The organism is Deinococcus seoulensis (assembly GCF_014648115.1).
Lineage (GTDB): Bacteria > Deinococcota > Deinococci > Deinococcales > Deinococcaceae > Deinococcus > Deinococcus seoulensis.
This window is the reverse complement of the sequence record NZ_BMQM01000013.1, coordinates 98,955-114,668: the sequence shown is the minus strand read 5'-3', so window position 1 is coordinate 114,668 and position 15,714 is coordinate 98,955. Positions and strand designations below refer to the sequence as shown.

Annotated in this window: 16 protein-coding genes; 9 read left to right on the top strand and 7 right to left on the bottom strand. The window is 68.9% G+C overall.

The features are described from left to right. Positions 1–315 precede the first annotated feature (315 nt). Positions 316–1,536 carry a type IV pilus assembly protein PilC gene (gene pilC, locus IEY70_RS11020; protein WP_189065059.1) on the bottom strand — a complete coding sequence of 407 codons (1,221 nt, stop codon included), beginning with the start codon at positions 1,534–1,536 and terminating at the stop codon, positions 316–318. A 102-nt stretch (positions 1,537–1,638) separates the two neighbouring features. Here pilC and IEY70_RS11015 point away from each other — a divergent pair, with 102 nt between their 5' ends. The 3 genes from IEY70_RS11015 (at position 1,639) to IEY70_RS11005 (ending at position 3,947) form a co-directional block, all read left to right on the top strand. After that, the gene (locus IEY70_RS11015; RefSeq protein WP_189065058.1) at positions 1,639–2,268 is read left to right on the top strand and encodes an L-threonylcarbamoyladenylate synthase; all 630 of its coding nucleotides are present in this window, start codon (positions 1,639–1,641) and stop codon (positions 2,266–2,268) included. Positions 2,269–2,401: 133 nt separating this feature from the next. Further along, the gene (gene scpB / locus IEY70_RS11010; RefSeq protein ID WP_189065057.1) at positions 2,402–2,989 is read left to right on the top strand and encodes an SMC-Scp complex subunit ScpB; all 588 of its coding nucleotides are present in this window, start codon (positions 2,402–2,404) and stop codon (positions 2,987–2,989) included. Between the two features lie 196 nt (positions 2,990–3,185). Beyond that, positions 3,186–3,947 (top strand): DUF4388 domain-containing protein, encoded by a 762-nt coding sequence (locus IEY70_RS11005; protein ID WP_189065056.1) that lies wholly within the window; start codon positions 3,186–3,188, stop codon positions 3,945–3,947. 15 nt (positions 3,948–3,962) lie between these two features. On the opposite strand, the gene IEY70_RS11000 is transcribed toward IEY70_RS11005, so the two are convergent. The 4 genes from IEY70_RS11000 to IEY70_RS10985 all read right to left on the bottom strand — a co-directional run bounded on the left by IEY70_RS11000 (position 3,963) and on the right by IEY70_RS10985 (position 8,572). Continuing rightward, positions 3,963–5,669, bottom strand: coding sequence for a helix-hairpin-helix domain-containing protein (locus tag IEY70_RS11000; RefSeq protein WP_189065055.1), 1,707 nt, complete (start codon positions 5,667–5,669; stop codon positions 3,963–3,965). A 138-nt stretch (positions 5,670–5,807) separates the two neighbouring features. Continuing rightward, the gene (locus IEY70_RS10995) at positions 5,808–6,593 is read right to left on the bottom strand and encodes a histidinol-phosphatase (protein WP_189065054.1); all 786 of its coding nucleotides are present in this window, start codon (positions 6,591–6,593) and stop codon (positions 5,808–5,810) included. Positions 6,594–6,625: 32 nt separating this feature from the next. Next, positions 6,626–7,615 carry an MBL fold metallo-hydrolase gene (locus tag IEY70_RS10990; protein WP_189065053.1) on the bottom strand — a complete coding sequence of 330 codons (990 nt, stop codon included), beginning with the start codon at positions 7,613–7,615 and terminating at the stop codon, positions 6,626–6,628. Positions 7,616–7,684: 69 nt separating this feature from the next. Further along, complete coding sequence (locus IEY70_RS10985; RefSeq protein ID WP_444542427.1) at positions 7,685–8,572, bottom strand: EamA family transporter; 888 nt, start codon at positions 8,570–8,572, stop codon at positions 7,685–7,687. Positions 8,573–8,947: 375 nt separating this feature from the next. Between IEY70_RS10985 and argF the strand changes: the two genes are divergently transcribed. The 6 genes from argF (at position 8,948) to IEY70_RS10955 (ending at position 13,601) form a co-directional block, all read left to right on the top strand. Continuing rightward, positions 8,948–9,871: an ornithine carbamoyltransferase gene (gene argF, locus IEY70_RS10980; RefSeq protein ID WP_189065073.1), complete on the top strand. Its 924-nt coding sequence runs from the start codon at positions 8,948–8,950 to the stop codon at positions 9,869–9,871. After that, positions 9,871–10,389, top strand: a complete 519-nt coding sequence (locus IEY70_RS10975) for a GNAT family N-acetyltransferase (protein WP_189065051.1) — start codon at positions 9,871–9,873, stop codon at positions 10,387–10,389. The genes argF and IEY70_RS10975 overlap by 1 nt, the downstream gene beginning before the upstream one ends. Next, the gene (locus tag IEY70_RS10970) at positions 10,386–10,898 is read left to right on the top strand and encodes an NUDIX hydrolase (RefSeq protein ID WP_229777845.1); all 513 of its coding nucleotides are present in this window, start codon (positions 10,386–10,388) and stop codon (positions 10,896–10,898) included. The genes IEY70_RS10975 and IEY70_RS10970 overlap by 4 nt, the downstream gene beginning before the upstream one ends. A gap of 95 nt (positions 10,899–10,993) precedes the next feature. After that, entirely contained in the window at positions 10,994–11,911 is a 918-nt protein-coding gene (argC, locus tag IEY70_RS10965) for an N-acetyl-gamma-glutamyl-phosphate reductase (protein ID WP_189065049.1), read from the top strand. Positions 11,912–12,028: 117 nt separating this feature from the next. Further along, complete coding sequence (locus IEY70_RS10960; RefSeq protein ID WP_189065048.1) at positions 12,029–12,862, top strand: shikimate 5-dehydrogenase; 834 nt, start codon at positions 12,029–12,031, stop codon at positions 12,860–12,862. Between the two features lie 106 nt (positions 12,863–12,968). Continuing rightward, entirely contained in the window at positions 12,969–13,601 is a 633-nt protein-coding gene (locus IEY70_RS10955) for a hypothetical protein (RefSeq protein WP_189065047.1), read from the top strand. Between the two features lie 284 nt (positions 13,602–13,885). Here the strand turns inward: IEY70_RS10955 and IEY70_RS10950 are convergent, their stop codons facing one another. Further along, positions 13,886–14,647, bottom strand: coding sequence for a segregation and condensation protein A (locus IEY70_RS10950; protein WP_189065072.1), 762 nt, complete (start codon positions 14,645–14,647; stop codon positions 13,886–13,888). Positions 14,648–14,706: 59 nt separating this feature from the next. Beyond that, complete coding sequence (gene trpS / locus IEY70_RS10945) at positions 14,707–15,705, bottom strand: tryptophan--tRNA ligase (protein WP_189065046.1); 999 nt, start codon at positions 15,703–15,705, stop codon at positions 14,707–14,709. Between the last annotated feature and the right edge of the window lie 9 nt (positions 15,706–15,714).

The window sequence follows — 15,714 nt, the reverse complement described above, 5'->3', positions numbered from 1 at the left end:
CGAGAAACTGGAAAATCGTGACCAGGGCCAACCGCCAGGGCGCGTAGGCTGGTTGACCCCGAGTTGGGTAGAGGGACCGAGACTGATCGTCGGAGTAAACGGCGCCAAAGCAGTCTCGCAGTTGTGTAATGGTGTTGCCTTTGGGGAGGAGGATGCGGACGAGCTCGGCTGTCCGCGTCGGGATCTCGGCCGGAGGGGCTGCATGCAGGCTCATAGCGCATTGTTACCCCCACCCGGGAATTCGCCAACAGAGTCTAGTTCCAGCCAACTACCTGCAACTGCTTACTGCACTCAGACCCAGAGCGCCTACAAAAATTACTGACTGAGCTGGCCGATGATGCTGAACATCGGGAGGAACATTCCGGCCACGATGGTGCCCACGATGCCGCCCAGGAACACGATCATCAGCGGTTCGATGGCGGCCGTCATGCTATCAACGGCCTCATCCACCTCGCGGTCGTAGAAGTCCCCGACCTTGCCGAGCATGTTGTCCAGCGACCCGGTTTCCTCACCGATGGAGATCATGCTGACAACCATGGGCGGGAAGACCTTGCTGGTCGCCAGACTGGAACTCATCTGCTCACCGACCATCACGACGTTCTTGGCGTTCTCGATGCTTTCCTCGACGATGGCATTGTTGGCGGTGCCTTTGGTGATTTCGAGGCTCTCGATGATGTTCACGCCGCTGCTGATCAGCAGGCCGAAGGTGCGTGCGAACGAGGCGATGGCACTTTTCTGCGTTAGGTTCCCGAAGACCGGGAGCCGCAGTTTGATGTCATCAATGACTGTACGGCCCTTAGGTGTCTTGTAGTAGGCTCGGTAAGCGAAGGTGATGATGGCACCGATCGCAACCAGAATCAGGATCGAATTCTGAAGGAAGTCCGAGACGGCCATCAGCATGCGCGTGATGAACGGCAGGGGTGCATTCATCTGAGCGAGGATGCCTGCGAACTGCGGCACGATGGTCGTCAGCAGGAAGTACGTGATCAGGATGGCAAACACCAGCACCACGACCGGGTAGGTCAGCGCACTCTTGATCTTGCCGCGCAGGGCCAGTTCCTTTTCCTGAAAGTCCGCGATGCGTTCCAGGACCGAATCGAGTGTGCCGCTGGTCTCGCCGGCGCGGACGAGGTTCACGTACAGGCGGTTGAAGATCTTGGGGTACTTGACCAGCGTCTCGCTGAGCGGCGTGCCGGATTCCACGTCGGTGCGCATGTTCTTCACGACTTTCTGGAAGCCCTTGTGCTCGATCTGTTTCTGCAGGATCGCCAGGGACTGCACCAGCGGCACCCCGGCGTTGATCAGCGTGGCGAGCTGCTTGCTGAAAATGGCGACCTGTTTGAGGCTCGGCGGTTTGTTATCCAGGAAGGGAATGCTGATGTCGGCGTTCATGCCCGTTTTGGGGGCCTTGATCTCGACGATCATCAGGTTCTTGGCGCGCAGGGCGTCCCGGACCTGGTTCGCCGTCTCGGCTTCCATCTGGGATTTCAGCACCTTGCCGGAGCGGTCACGCACGCGGTATTCGAAGACGGGCATATCTGGTCAGTATAGTCTGTTGGTCTTTCGCTGACCTTACAGGTCCGGGGGTGTGGCCTGCCGTGGCGGGCTTCCGGCGGGATCGGCGGTACGGAGAACGTGATGAATGAACAGCAGCAGAACGGACCGGGCCGCGCGCCCGCATGGTGGGCGCAGGTGCAGGAGGCCGCGCGGGTCCTGCGGGACGGGGGTGTGGTCGCGTACCCCAGTGAGACCGTGTGGGGCCTGGCGGCGCACCCGTCGCGTCCGGACGCCATCCGGCGGTTGTATGACCTGAAGGGCCGCGCGGCCGACAAGCCCGTGCAGGTGTCGTGCGTGGACGTGGCGGCCGCCCGCGCCCTGATCCGCCCCAGCGAGGCGTTCGAGCGGCTCGCGCCGCTGTGGCCGGGGCCGCTGACGCTGGTCACCCCGGCGGCGCCCGGTTGCCCCGCCGACCTGGCGCCCGGCGGGCGGGTGGGCGTGCGGTTGCCGGACCATCCGGTGGCGCGGGCGCTGCTGGAAGCGGTGGGGGGCACGCTGGCCACCACCAGTTGCAACCCGAGTGGTGAGGAGGCCGCCGCGACGCACGCCCAGGCGCTGGCGATGGGTCTGGGTGACCTGACCCTCCCGGACGGCGGGCAGGGCACGCTGGGTCTGCCGAGCACCGTGGTGCTGCTCCCGGAGGGACGGGTCCTGCGGGCCGGGGCCATCCCGGACGCGCAGATCGAGTCGCTGCTGCGGGAACTGACATGATACGGATTCCGTCTGTTTCGCCCGCAGATCGGAATACCACCAATCTGCCCACTCCACGCCCGGAACCCGTTTCTCTTCTTCCCGCATCCGCTCGGATTGAATGGTTCTGGCAAGCCGTTCAGTGGGAGTCCGTATGAGTGACCCGCAGGGCACGCCGCCCGAACCGGCGTCAACGGGTGGGCCGGCGGTGTCGCCGGGGCCGGTCCTCAGCCTGATCGGTGCGGCCCTGATGGCCGCCGGGCGGCCCGTGCAGGCGCGGGAACTGGCGGGCGTGCTGGGCATCCCGGAAGACGCGGCGCTGCGGCAGGTGCAGGCGTTCACGGAACGACTGGACGCCGCGAACCTGGGCTTCACCGTCGAGGCGGTCGCCGGCGGGTACCGGCTGGTCGTGCCGGCCACCCTGTCCGGGCAGCTGGCGCCGCTGCTGGCCCCGCCGCCCCTGCCGGCCCTGAGCAGCGCGGCACTGGAGGTGCTGGCCGTCATCGCGTACCGGCAGCCCGTCACGCGCGCCGAGATCGAGGCCATGCGCGGCGGCAGCGCGGGCACGGTCGTCACGTTGCAGGAACGGGAACTGGTGAAGGTCGTGGGCCGTTCGGAAGCGGTGGGCAGCCCGCTGCTGTACGGCACCACCGAGCGGTTCCTGCTGGACTTCGGTCTGCGCGGCCTGGAGGACCTGCCGCCCCTGGAGAACGCGAACTTCTCGCACCTGCTGCGCAGCTGAAAAGGCACTGAACCGGAATCCCTATGATCTGCGGGCGGAACAGAGGGCAGTCCGTATGAAGGGCAGCCGCAGGGCAGCGGGTGACCCGTCCTGCCGGGAAGGCCACTTGCCCGCCGCCGCCGGATGAGCGAACATGAGTGCAGGGGCGCCCGCCGCCGCGACGGGAGGACGTGATCACGCTGAACGCCACGCACGCATGACCAGATCCACATCCAGCCTCGACACCTTCGACTTCCTGGAACTGCTGTACCTGCTCTCAGAGCAGGGCCGCAGCGGCGTGCTGTACGTGTACCGCCCGGACGGGCAGTTCCAGGCGTGGCTGGAAGCCGGGCGCGTCCGGCACCTTCAGTTCGGGCCGGACGACGGCGTGTCCGCACTGGTACGCCTCCTTCAGGACCCGCAGGGCCGCTTTCACTTCGATGAGGGCGTCACGCACCCCAGCCCCCGCCTGGACAGCACCCTCGACGAGGTCACGCTGGAAGCGCTGGAGGCCATGCCCGTCCAGGACCTGCCGTTCGACGGTCCGGCCCGCATCACCAGCCCGCAACGGGTGGGCCGCATGCGCTGGAGCCTGCGGGAACTCGATGTCCTCAAGCAGATCGACGCGCAGAAACCCGTCTCGGAACTCACGCAGGACCCCGAAGCGAAACGCATGCTGCTCAAACTGTTCCGCATCGGCCTGATCGTGCCCCGCAAGACACGCGTGGCCCGCCTGACCGTCACCATCACCCGGCAGGTGCAGGGCGTGGCGCTCGTCGACGAACTGATCTTCAAGCGCTGGAAGGAAGACATCGTGCGCCACCCGCAACTGGTCGCCCTGAAAGCCGACGACGGACAGGTGTACACCCTGCCCGTCCGCATGTCCGCCAACCTGACCAACCAGATCATGATTCCCGCCGACCTGCTCGTCCGCACCACCCTGCGCGCCGGGGACAGCGTCCTGGCCAAACCCGTCTGACGGACAGGCCCGGCGTCAGCTCCGCCCCGCCCGCTGCTCCTGCACGAACGCCAGGAACGCCTCGCGTTCCAGGGTGTTGATCACGTGCGCCGGGGTCAGGCCGGCCTTCCGGGCGACCATCACGCCGTATTTCGCGTCTTTCAGGCCGCCCGGCACGTGGGCGTCGGTGTTGATGGCGAACTTCACGCGGTCACGCCACGTCAGGGCGACACGCCAGTCGAGGTCCAGGCGGTAGGCGTTCGCGTTGATCTCGACGACCGTGCCGCGCTCGGCGCAGGCGACCATGACGGCGTCCAGGTCGAGGGCGTAGCCGGGGCGGCGCAGCAGCAGGCGGCCCGTGGGGTGCCCCAGGATCGTGACCAGCGGGTGGCTGGCGGCGCGGATCAGGCGTTCGGTCTGCCGTTCGGGGCTCAGCGTGAAGAGGCTGTGGACGCTGGCGACCACGTAATCCAGCTGCGCCAGCACGTCGTCCGGGTAGTCCAGGGTGCCGTCGTCGAGGATGTCCACCTCGGCGCCCGCCACCAGGGGCACGCCCGCCCCCTGCAACTCGCGGATTTCCTTCAGTTGCGCCTGGAGGCGTTCGATGCTCAGGCCGTTCGCGTAGTGCGCGGCGCGCGAGTGGTCGCCGGTGCCCAGGAAGCCGTGGCCCAGGCGGACGGTTTCGGCGGCCATGTCGGCAATGGACGCCGCGCCGTCCGACCACGTGGAGTGCGTGTGCAGCATGCCGCGCAGGTCCGCGACCGTCACCAGTTCATCCGGGTGGGGGAGGGCCTCCCACACCCCGTCATGTTCGGGTTCGCGGTACTCGGCGGGCCGCAGGGGCAGACCCAGGGTCTTCATCACGTCCGCCTCGGTGGGCGTGTCCAGCACTTCACCCGCCCGGATCAGGCCGTGCCCGCTCAGGTCGAAGCCCCGCACCTTCGCCTCCTCGCGCAGCGACTCGCGGTACGCCGTGCCGCCGCCCATCATCAGGTCCAGCGCCCCCCGGACGCCCGGCGTGGGCGCGAACGCCACCTCGACCGGCACGCCGTCCACCCGGCCCGCGAACAGGGGTTTCTTCCCGACCGGTTCCAGGCCCTCCACCACCCCAGCCAGCCGCTCCTGCACGCCCTCGGGCGAGGCGGTCACGGTCACGCGCGCCACCCGCACCGTATCCAGGCCCCGGCGCACATCCCCCGCCACCTGCGGCTCCAGGCCCTCCAGCACCCGGCACAGGCCCTCGGAGACCTCGTGCGCCGTGCTCAGGTGCTGCCGCTCCTGCGCGCCCAGCGCGAACTCCACCGCCTCCAGAAACGACGCCGCACTCTTCGCCCCGAACCCCTTCAGACCCGCCACGCGCCCATCCCGGCACGCCTCACGCAGCCCCTCCAGCGAATCGATGCCCGCGTCCCACAACGCCCGGATCTTCTTCGGCCCCAGCCCCCGCACCCGGAACAGACTCAGCACACCCGCCGGAATCAGACTCGCGGCGTCCTCCAGCGGACCGAACACCCCCGTCCGCACGTACTCCAGCAGGTCCGCCGCAATGGCCTTCCCGACCTTCGGAATACCCGCAAACGCCCGCGCGGCGAGCACATCCACCTCATCCTGCACGCCCTCCAGGCTGCGCGCCGCACTCCGGAACGCCTGCGCTCGGAACGGATCATCCCCCACCCCCAGCAGATCCAGCAGATCCGCCGTGGTCTTCAGCGCGCCCACCAGGGACTTCTTCGTGACATCCATGCACCCAGAGTAAGGGGATGCGGGCTGAGGAAGCAGGAGTCGGCGGGTGCGCCGAACACCTGACCAGCCCGGCCGGTGGGTGACCCCTCAGTCCGCTTCGCGGCCAGCACCCCTTAAGGGGAGCCAGGAGTTCACGCTTTACCCGTGCCGGACGCGTCCCTGGTATGTCACGATCCGCCCACCGACGTCGTGAATCTGCTTGATGGCGTCGGTGAAGCGGTGGCCGACCTCGCCGGGCTTGTGGGCGTCGCTGCCCAGCACGAAGGGGATGCCGCGTTCGGCGGCCTGCCGGGTCAGGTCCGGGGCGGGGTACGCCTCGGCGACCGGTTTGCGCCACCCGGCCGTGTTGAAGTCCAGCGCGAGGCCGCGTTCGGCGATCACGTCCAGGGCATGCAGCGCGGCGTACCCGTCCGGGTCGCGGTGCCCGAATTTCTTGGGCAGGTCCAGGTGCCCGATGGAGTCGAACAGACCGGATTTCGCGGCCCCCTCGGCCAGCGCGTAGTAGTCGCGGTACAGGCCCGCAAGGTCGCGGCTGTCGTACTCGGCGATGAATTCCGGGTTATCGAAGCCCCACGCGCCGATGTAATGCACGCTGCCGATCACGTAGTCCCAGGGGTGCGCGCCCAGCACCTCCTCCACGAAGCGTTCCGTGCCGGGGTGAAAGTCCGCCTCCAGGCCCAGGCGCACGTCCAGCCGCCCCGCGAACTCGGCCTGCGCTTCCTGCACGTCCTGCACGTACTGCGCCAGCTGATCACGGCGCATGCGCCACGGCGCGTCGTACCACGCGGGCATCGGCATGTGATCCGTGAAGCAGATGCCCGCCAGTCCGGCGTCCAGCGCCGCCTGCGCGTACTCGCGCGGCAACCCCGTGGCGTGCCCGCACAGGGGCGTGTGCATATGAGAATCGAACAGCGGTCCAGTCATGCCCACAGGGTACGGCAGGGCGCGTGCGTTCTTCAGTACGGCCAGCCGTCCGGGAAGCGCGCGGCGGGGTGGATGGCCTGCGCGGCACTCAGCATGTCGGGCCACTGTTCGGATCGGTAGCGGCGGCTCAGGTGCAGCAGCGTCAGCGCGGGCAGGCCCGCCGCGTGGGCGAGGGCGGCGACCTGCGTGACGGTGGTGTGCTGATGCCGCGTGGCGAGCGCGTGGTCTTCGGGGGTGTACTGCGCCTCGGCGTACAGCGTCTGCACGCCGCGCAGGATGGGTGCGAGGCGGGCCTGCTGCGCGCCGTCCAGCAGGAAGTCCGTGAGGTACGCCAGACTCTCTCCGGTCTCCCGTTGCATTAGCGCGGCGCGCAGGGCAGCGGCGTCGTGCGGCTGACCGTTCACGTCCAGTTCGCCGGTCGCGCCACCTTTCAGCGCGGCCAGCCAGGGGCCGGGGCGCAGGCCCAACCCTGCCAGGGCGGCCGGGTTCACGCGCTCCCGGTCGGGTTCCCGCAGGATGAAGCCCAGGCTGCGGCCGTGGTGTTCCAGTGGGACGGCCTGCACGGCTACCTGTGGGGTGGTCAGGACCGTGCCGTCGTGTGCGCGGCGGCCCGCGTCGTGCGCTATGGCGAAGGCCTCGTGCGCCTCGAACCGGAAGGACTGCACGTGCGCGTCGTGAACGTCATGCACGAACCACTGGCCGCGCAGCTCGGGCGCGTGGTTCCACCAGTACCCCTGGAAGCGGTGCCCGAGGATGCGGGCCGTGCCGGGCGGCCCCCAGGCGTGCGTGGGCGCGGGCCGGTCGAAGGTCGCGCGGAAGAAATCGTCGAAGCCGCCCACGTGATCCATGTGCAGGTGCGACAGCAGCAGGTGGTCGGTGGCCTGCACCTCCGCGAAGGGTACGCCGTCCAGCACGTGCGCGCCGCAGTCCAGCAGCAGGCGCGTCTGCCCCTGCCCGCTGTCGGCCACGACCCACAGCGCGTTGTCTTCTGCTGGTCGGCCCAGCACCCGTGTCCTCAACATGCCGCGCAGCCTAGCGGGTGCCCGGTGCGGCGTGCCATGCGCCGGGTGGCCTACGCCGCTGTTGCGCGTTCAGGCCGGGCTGCGCTGCTCTGCCCGGTGCCACCAGCGGCCGCCGAACACGTGCAGGATCAGTCCGGCGAATACCAGGGCCGCGCCGATGGCCTTGCCGGGCGGGAACGCCTCCTGGTACACCAGGGCGCTGGCGATCAGGCCGAACACCGGGACCAGCAGGGACAGCGGGGCGACGCGGGCCGCGCCGTGCCGCTGGATCAGCGCGGCCCACACGCCAAAACCCAGGACCGTGTTGCCCAGGCCCATGAACAGGATGGCCGCCCAGAAGCCCGCGCCGGACTGCGTGAGGGTGCGCGTCACGGCGTCCCAGCCGTCCACGAGGCCCGCCAGGATCGTCAGGGGGATGGGCGGGATCAGGGCGCTCCAGACGACCAGACTGAACATGTTCGCGCCGCCGGACGCCCGCACGATCAGGTTACTGACGGCCCAGCCGAGCGCGGCGGCCAGCGTGAGGCCCAGGCTCAGCAGGGTCAGGTCGCCGCCGGACAGCGCGCCGATCACGCCCATGCCCGCGAAGGCCAGCGTGATACCCGCCACCTGCCACGGCTGCACCCGTTCGCCCAGGAAGCGCGCGGCCAGCAGCGCCGTGAAGAACGCCTGCATCTGCATCAGCAGCGAGCCCAGGCCCGCGCTCATGCCCAGCCCGATGGCGAGGTACAGCAGCCCGAACTGCACGACCCCCACCGCCAGTCCGTACCCCCACAGCAGCCGGGCGGGCATCTGCGGGCGCGGCACGAACAGCACGGCAGGCAGCGCCGCCAGCGCGAATCGCAACGCGGCCACCAGCAGCGGCGGGGCGCCCGCCACGCTCCACTTGATGACCACGAAATTCACGCCCCAGATGCCCGTGATCAGCAGCGCCAGCAGCAGCGCGCGGGCGTTCAGGGACGGCAGGGAGGTGGAAGAGGGGCTGGAGGCACTCACTGCGCGCGAGTGTACGCCCGCACCTGCCCGGCCCGGTGGGCGGGACTGGCGGGGCATCCCGGCTGGCGGGACACCCGGCAGGCACGGGGAACGAATCGAAATGCATGGAAAACCGCTCAGTTGAATAATCATGCGGTCCGCGTGCCGTCTGACCCGCCCATCACCTGCCAGCATGTATACTCCTCGCCTATGACGAAAGTCGCCAGCAAATCCAGCAAAACGAAGAAAACGACCGGGGCGCCGACCGGGAAAGCCAGCGCGAAAGGCAACGCCAGCCGCAAAGAGGCCGTGCGAAAAGATACGCTCCTGACCCCCGAAACGCTTCCCAGACCCGTCATGGCCGGGCGGGACTTCCTGAGCAACCTCGACATGACCGCCGCCGAACTGCGCGCCGTCATGGACACCGCCCACTCCATGAAACGCGGCGAGTGGCGCGGGGTGAAACCACTGGCGGGCCTCAGCATCGCGCTGGTGTTCGAGAAGGCCAGCCTGCGGACCCGCACCACCTTCGACGTCGGCATGTACCAGCTCGGCGGGCACGCCATCACCCTCAGCAACACCGAGATCGGCCTGGGCACCCGCGAACGCGTGTCCGACGTCGCCCGCAACCTGGAACGCTGGGTGGACGCCGTCATGGGCCGCGTGTACCTCCAGCAGACCCTCCAGGAACTCGCGCAGCACGCCAGCGTCCCCGTCATCAACGGCCTGAGCGACATGCTGCACCCCGCGCAACTCCTCGCGGACTACCAGACCATCGAGGAAGAATTCGGCACCGACCTGCGCGGCCGCCGCGTCGTGTACATCGGCGACGGCAACAACCTCGCCAACAGCCACATCCACATGGGCATCCTGACCGGCACCGACGTCACCATCGTCACCCCCGTCGGCTACGAACCGAACGCCGGAGTCCTCATGGACGCCGTTCGCGCCGGCGTGAACATCACCCTCACCAACGACCTCGCCGCCATCGCCGGAGCGGACGTGCTGTACACCGACGTGTGGATCAGCATGGGCCAGGAAGCCGAAGCCGACATCCGCCGCCGCGCCTTCCAGGGCTACCAGGTCACGCCCGAGATGCTGGACACCCTCGCGCCGGACGGCATCTTCCTGCACTGCCTGCCCGCCCACTACGGCGAGGAAACCGTCCCCGAAGCCACCGAGCACCCCAAGAGCCGCGTGTTCGATCAGGCCGAGAACCGCCTGCACGCGCAGAAAGCCCTGATGTACCACCTGATGGGCGACCTGAAACCCCGCTGGTAATGACCACCCTACACACGCCCCGCCTGACCCTGCGGCCCCTGACACCCGATGACCTGCCGCACGTTCTGGCGTACCGGAACGACCCGGAGGTCGCGCGGTACCAGGGCTGGGCGCTGCCCGCCACGCCGGACAGTGTGGCGGGGCTCGTGTTGGACGCGCCGCTGGGGGCGCCCGGCTGGGTGCAGCGCGCCGTCACGCTGAGGGGTGGTGAACTGGTGGGGGACGTGGGCCTGAACACGCAGGGGCCGCAGGCGGAGGTCGGCGTGACCCTCGCCCGCCACGCCCAGGGGCACGGGTACGCCCGCGAGGCCCTGCACGCCCTGATTACACACGCCTTCACCGATCTGGGCCTGCACCGCATTCACGCCAGCATCGACCCCCGCAACACCCCCGTCGCGGCGCTGCTGACCCGCCTGGGCTTCCGGCACGAGGGCACCAGCCTCCAGAGCTACCTGCACCGGGGCGAATGGACCGACGACGCCCTCTACGCGGTGCTGGCCGCCGAGTGGACCGCGTGACCGGGGTCACGGAGTGGCTGGACGTCGTGAACGAGCACGACGAGGTCATCGGCACCGTCACCCGCGAGGACGCCCACGCGCGCGGCCTGACCGTCCGCGTCATCAACGCCTTCCTGATCAACCCATCGGGCCAGCTGTGGATTCCACGCCGCACCGCGCACAAACGCCTGTTCCCCGGCTGCCTCGACATGAGCGTCGGCGGACACGTCGAACACGGCGAAACCTACGAGCAGGCCTTCCGCCGCGAGACGCAGGAGGAACTGAACCTGAACGTGGACGACCTCCCCTGGCGGCAGATCGCCAGCTTTGGCACGCGCGACGGCCTGAGTGCCTTCATGCACGTCTACGAACTGCGCCGCGACGACCCGCCCACCTTCAACCCGGACGATTTCAGCAGCGCGCAGTGGCTCACGCCCGCCGAACTTATCCGGCGCATCGAGCAGGGCGACCCCGCCAAGGGCGACCTGAAACGCCTCGTGCAGCTGTGCTATGGGGTGGGCCGTGCCTGACGCGCCGCAGCCCCCAGACCTACCAGCACGTTCCTGGCTATGACATTCGAACGCCTGCACGCGCAGGTCACTCAGTCCCTGATGGAGAATCAAGCATGACAGTCCCCAAGGTATTTATCGACGGTGAGGCCGGAACGACCGGTCTGCAGATCCGGCAACGGCTTCAGGGCCGGTCGGATATCGAGCTCCTGAGCATCGACCCGGCGCGGCGCAAGGATGCGGACGCGCGGGCGGAGCTGCTGAACGCGGCGGACGTGTCGATCCTGTGTCTGCATGACGACGCGGCGCGCGAGGCGGTCACGCTGACGACGAATCCGGCCGCGCGCCTGCTGGACGCGAGTACGGCGCACCGGGTGAACCCGGCGTGGGTGTTCGGTTTCCCGGAGTTGAAAGCGGGGCAGGCGGACGCGATCCGCGCGGCGCGCTTCGTGGCGAACCCCGGCTGTTACAGCACGGGGGCGATCTCGCTGCTGGCGCCACTGACGGGCGCGGGCCTGATCCCGGCGGACTTCCCGGTCAGCATCCAGGGGTACAGCGGCTACACGGGTGGGGGCCGGGCGCTGGTGGACGCGCACGAGAAGGGCGAGGATCACCCGATGAAGGGCGAGTTCCTGAGTTACGCGCTGGGACTGGGGCACAAGCACATTCCCGAGACGATGCGCTACGGGGGATTGAGCCGCACGCCGATCTTCACGCCGAACGTGGGCGCGTGGGCGCAGGGCATGACCGTGACCATCCCCCTGCACCTGCGCGAACTGGGCACCACGCCGGACGCGCTGCACGCGGCGCTGAGGGATCACTACGCCGGGCAGCGGTACGTGCGGGTGTTCGACATGCAAGGTAATCCGGAGGTGCTGGACCCGCAGACCCTGAACGGCACGAACGACCTGGAACTGTTCGTGTACCCGTCCGCGGACGCCGAGCGGGCGCTGCTGGTCGCGCGGCTGGACAACCTCGGGAAGGGCGCGGGCGGCGCGGCGGTGCAGAACCTGAACCTCATGCTCGGGCTATGATTCCGCTCCGGGAACCCAGGAGCCGACTGGAAGGAGCAGGAATGCAACGACGGAGACGGAGTGCAGTGACCGGAGCGGACCGCAGGGCACGCAGCGCAGTCGCCGGAGGGGGAAGTCATGACGGATGCAAGCAAACTGGACATCAACCGGGGCACCACCCTGTGCATGAGTGTCTCGGCCCGCCCGAGCAACTTCGGGACGCGCTTTCATAATCACCTGTACGTGGCGCTGGGCCTGGATTTCGTGTACAAGGCGTTCGGCGTGCAGGACATCGCGGGCGTCGTGGCGGGCGTCCGGGCGCTGGGCGTGCGGGGCTGCGCGGTCAGCATGCCGTTCAAGGAGGCGGTGATTCCGCTGCTGGACGAACTGGACGCCTCGGCAGCCGCGATCGGGTCCGTGAACACCATCGTGAACACGGAAGGGCACCTGAAGGCCTTCAACACCGATTACACCGCCATTCAACTGCTGATCGAACGGCACGCCCTGAACCCGGACGCGCGGGTGGTGCTGCGCGGTAGCGGCGGCATGGGCAAGGCCGTGGCGAGCGCCCTGCGCGACGCGGGTTTCACGCGCGGCGTGATCGTCGCCCGTAACGAGGGGGCCGGGCGGGAACTGGCGGAACGCTGCGGCTGGGACTGGCACCCCACGACGCCCGACGTGCAAGGCGGCGACCTGCTCGTGAACGTCACACCCCTGGGCATGGCGGGCGGCCCGGACGAGCACACGCTGGCCTTCACGCCCGAAGCCATCGCGCGGGCGGGCACGGTGTTCGACGTGGTCGCCCTGCCCAGCGAGACGCCCCTGATCGTGGAGGCGCGGCGGCAGGGGAGGCCCGTCGTGACCGGACTGGAGGTCGTGGCGTTGCAGGCGCTGGAGCAGTTCGTGCTGTACACCGGTGTGCGCCCCACGGACGAGCAGGTGCGCTCAGCGGTCGAATTCGCACGTACCTGATCCGGATTCCCACTGCCCCCTTGCAATGACCGGCCGGATAGGGTGAAGTCTGCTCAGGTCCGGCCGGTCGCGTGGTGCGCGGCGAGCAGGTCCGGGGGAGGGCAGCATGAAGCGACAGCAGCGGCGTTCGGTAGCGTGGGTGCGGGCAGCGGTGGTGGGCGCGGGCATCCTGGGACTGGTCGGGTGCGTGCCGACCTCGTCCGTGATCCCGAACGAGTTCACGGACTTCAGTGACGCGCAGCAGGCCGCGATCTGCGCCGCGTCGCCGCGCGTGGGGCCGATGGGCATCCTGGAGTACGGGACGGGCGAGGCGGCCGGGAGCGTCCCGCCGGACTACACCCTGAACTGCCCGGACCTGCGCGTGAACATGGAACGCTGGACCGTGACCGTCTGGGCACCCACCCTGAACGCCGCACTGGCCGCGTTCGTCCCCGAAGCCGAGTTCCTGACGTACTACGCGGACCTGCGCGTGCGTGTCACGGAGACCCAGGTGAGCGCCGACCCGATTGACTCGGTGCCGGAGCCGCTGCTGGACGAGGTGCGGCGCGTCACCGTCACCGTCACGCCGCTGGGCGGGGCGGCGCAACCGGTCCTGCGGGGCGGGGTGGTCACGCCCGTCACGCTGGAACCCGGCGCGACGTACCGCATCGACATCCGCACGGACCGCACGCCGAACCCCTGGCCGTCCGTGACACTCGACCCGGCGTCCGGGACGGTGCAGGCGCAACTGGCCCGCTGACCTCCGCCCCCCGGCTCATACGGATTCCGTTTGTTTCGCTGACAACCCGGAAGGGCGCCGGGTTGCCAACTCCACGTCCGGAACCCGCTTCGACTCCTACTCGCTCCGCTCGGACCCAGCGGCTTCATAAGCCATTCAATCGGAGTCCATCATACGGATTCCGTTTGTTTCGCTGACAACCCGGAACATCGCCGGCCTGTCAGCTTCACGTCCGGAACCCGCCCAGCTCCCACTCGCTTCGCTCGGACCCAGCGGCTTTGCAGCCCATTCAATCCGAGTCCGGTTCAGTCGGGGTCGCTGGTCTCGCGCAGGTGGGACTGCACCTGAATGTCCCCGTAGGTTTCGTCCTGCTGCACGCTGAAGGCGCCTTCCTTGACCCCTTCGAGCAGCGCGGCGAAGTAGGTGGTCTGCTCGCCCCAGTCCTGCGCGGGAATGCCCCGGAACGTGAAGTTCCGCAGGCGCGTGCCGAAGGCCCGCAGGGCGCCCAGCGCGTCGGCCAGGGTCAGGCGGTCGCGGGCCAGCAGGGGCACCTCGACCTGCCGCACGGCGTTCTGCGCGGCCTTCACGAGTTTCGCGAGGCTGCCCTGGGGGTTGCGGGGCCGTTCGCGGCGCGGCAGGTTCAGTGGCGCGGCCTGCGCGGGAATCAGGCCCTCGCGTTCGCGGCGGCGGGCCGCCAGGAAGCTCACCAGTGCGTCCAGTTCCGCCAGGGCCTCCACGCCTTCCAGCACGTCGTCCAGCGGCTCGTCCCAGTCGCCGTCCGGTTCGGGGTCGTCCGGTTCGGGTTGCGGCAGCAGCAGCCGGGCTTTCAGGGCGATCACGGCGGCCAGGGTGGGCAGCAGGTCCGGGTGCGCACCTTCCGGCGGGCCGCCGGTCACGGCCTGCGCCCACGCCAGCACGTCCCGCGTGAGGCGCAGCAGCGGCACCTCGCCCGGCCCGACCCGCCCGGCCCGCAGAGACGACGCGAGGTCCGTCAGGGTGCCCGTGAACGCCGGGAGCGACACGGTAAACCCCACCCCGCCCGGAAGCGGCGGGGCAGGGGAGGGCAGGGTGGGCGCGGCGGTCACGGGGTCGGTGGTCACAGGGGCGGCGGGCAAGGGGGCGGCACTCAGAGTTTCAGGAACCCGACCTTCTCGCGCACTTCCTCCATGATCGGCTGCGCGGTGGCGCGGGCTTCCTTCGCGCCCTGCGCGAGCGCGTCACGCACGAAGTCCGGGTCGGCCTTCAGCGCCTCGGCCCGCTCGTGAATGGGGCTCAGGTGCTCGGTCATGCCCGCCAGCAGCGTCTTCTTGCAGTCGATGCAGCCGATCCCGGCCGTGCGGCACCCGGCGTCCACGGTCTGCAACGTGTCCAGGTCGCTGAACAGCTTGTGGTAATCGAAGATCAGGCACACGTCCGGGTTGCCGGGATCGGTGCGGCGCACGCGGGCCGGGTCGGTCGGCGCCACCCGCAGTTTCTGCCAGATGGCGTCCAGCGGTTCCAGAATCCCAATGGTGCTGCCCGGCCCCTTGCTCTTGCCCATCTTGCCGTTGCCGTCCACGCCGGGAATCCGCAGCGCCTGCTTGTTGTACACGGCTTTCGGTTCCGGGAACGTCTCGCCGAACGCATGGTTGAACTTCCGGGCGATCTCGCGCGTCAGTTCGATGTGCTGCGTCTGATCCTCCCCGACCGGCACGGTGTCGGCCTTGTACAGCAGGATGTCGGCGGCCATCAGCGCCGGGTACATCAGCAGGCCCGCCGGGACGCTCTCCAGTTGCTCGGACTTGTCCTTGTACTGCGTCATGCGTTCCAGCTCACCGACCGGCGTCAGGGTCGTGAAGATCCACGCGAGTTCCTGATGCTCGGGCACGTGCGACTGCACGAAGAACGTCACCCGGCTGGGGTCCAGGCCCGCGGCGAAGTTCGCGACCGCCATCTCGAAGGTCCGCTGCGCCAGCAGGCGCGGCTCGAACGACGCGGGGTTCGTGATGGCATGCAGGTCCACCACGCAGTAGATGGAGTTCTTCCCGAACTCCTCGCCCAGCCGCACGTAGTTGCGCATGGCCCCGAAGTAATTGCCGATGTGAGGTTCACCGGTTGGCTGGATTCCTGAAAAGACGCGCGGCATAACCCCGTG

Coding starts and splice junctions, on each gene's coding strand:
- IEY70_RS11005 (WP_189065056.1), top strand. CDS start 3,186: ATGACCAGATCCACATCCAGCCTCGACACCTTCGACTTCCTGGAACTG.
- scpB (WP_189065057.1), top strand. CDS start 2,402: ATGAGTGACCCGCAGGGCACGCCGCCCGAACCGGCGTCAACGGGTGGG.
- argC (WP_189065049.1), top strand. CDS start 10,994: ATGACAGTCCCCAAGGTATTTATCGACGGTGAGGCCGGAACGACCGGT.
- IEY70_RS10995 (WP_189065054.1), bottom strand. CDS start 6,593: ATGACTGGACCGCTGTTCGATTCTCATATGCACACGCCCCTGTGCGGG.
- trpS (WP_189065046.1), bottom strand. CDS start 15,705: ATGCCGCGCGTCTTTTCAGGAATCCAGCCAACCGGTGAACCTCACATC.
- argF (WP_189065073.1), top strand. CDS start 8,948: ATGGCCGGGCGGGACTTCCTGAGCAACCTCGACATGACCGCCGCCGAA.
- IEY70_RS10975 (WP_189065051.1), top strand. CDS start 9,871: ATGACCACCCTACACACGCCCCGCCTGACCCTGCGGCCCCTGACACCC.
- pilC (WP_189065059.1), bottom strand. CDS start 1,536: ATGCCCGTCTTCGAATACCGCGTGCGTGACCGCTCCGGCAAGGTGCTG.
- IEY70_RS10960 (WP_189065048.1), top strand. CDS start 12,029: ATGACGGATGCAAGCAAACTGGACATCAACCGGGGCACCACCCTGTGC.
- IEY70_RS10955 (WP_189065047.1), top strand. CDS start 12,969: ATGAAGCGACAGCAGCGGCGTTCGGTAGCGTGGGTGCGGGCAGCGGTG.
- IEY70_RS11015 (WP_189065058.1), top strand. CDS start 1,639: ATGAATGAACAGCAGCAGAACGGACCGGGCCGCGCGCCCGCATGGTGG.
- IEY70_RS11000 (WP_189065055.1), bottom strand. CDS start 5,669: ATGGATGTCACGAAGAAGTCCCTGGTGGGCGCGCTGAAGACCACGGCG.
- IEY70_RS10990 (WP_189065053.1), bottom strand. CDS start 7,615: ATGTTGAGGACACGGGTGCTGGGCCGACCAGCAGAAGACAACGCGCTG.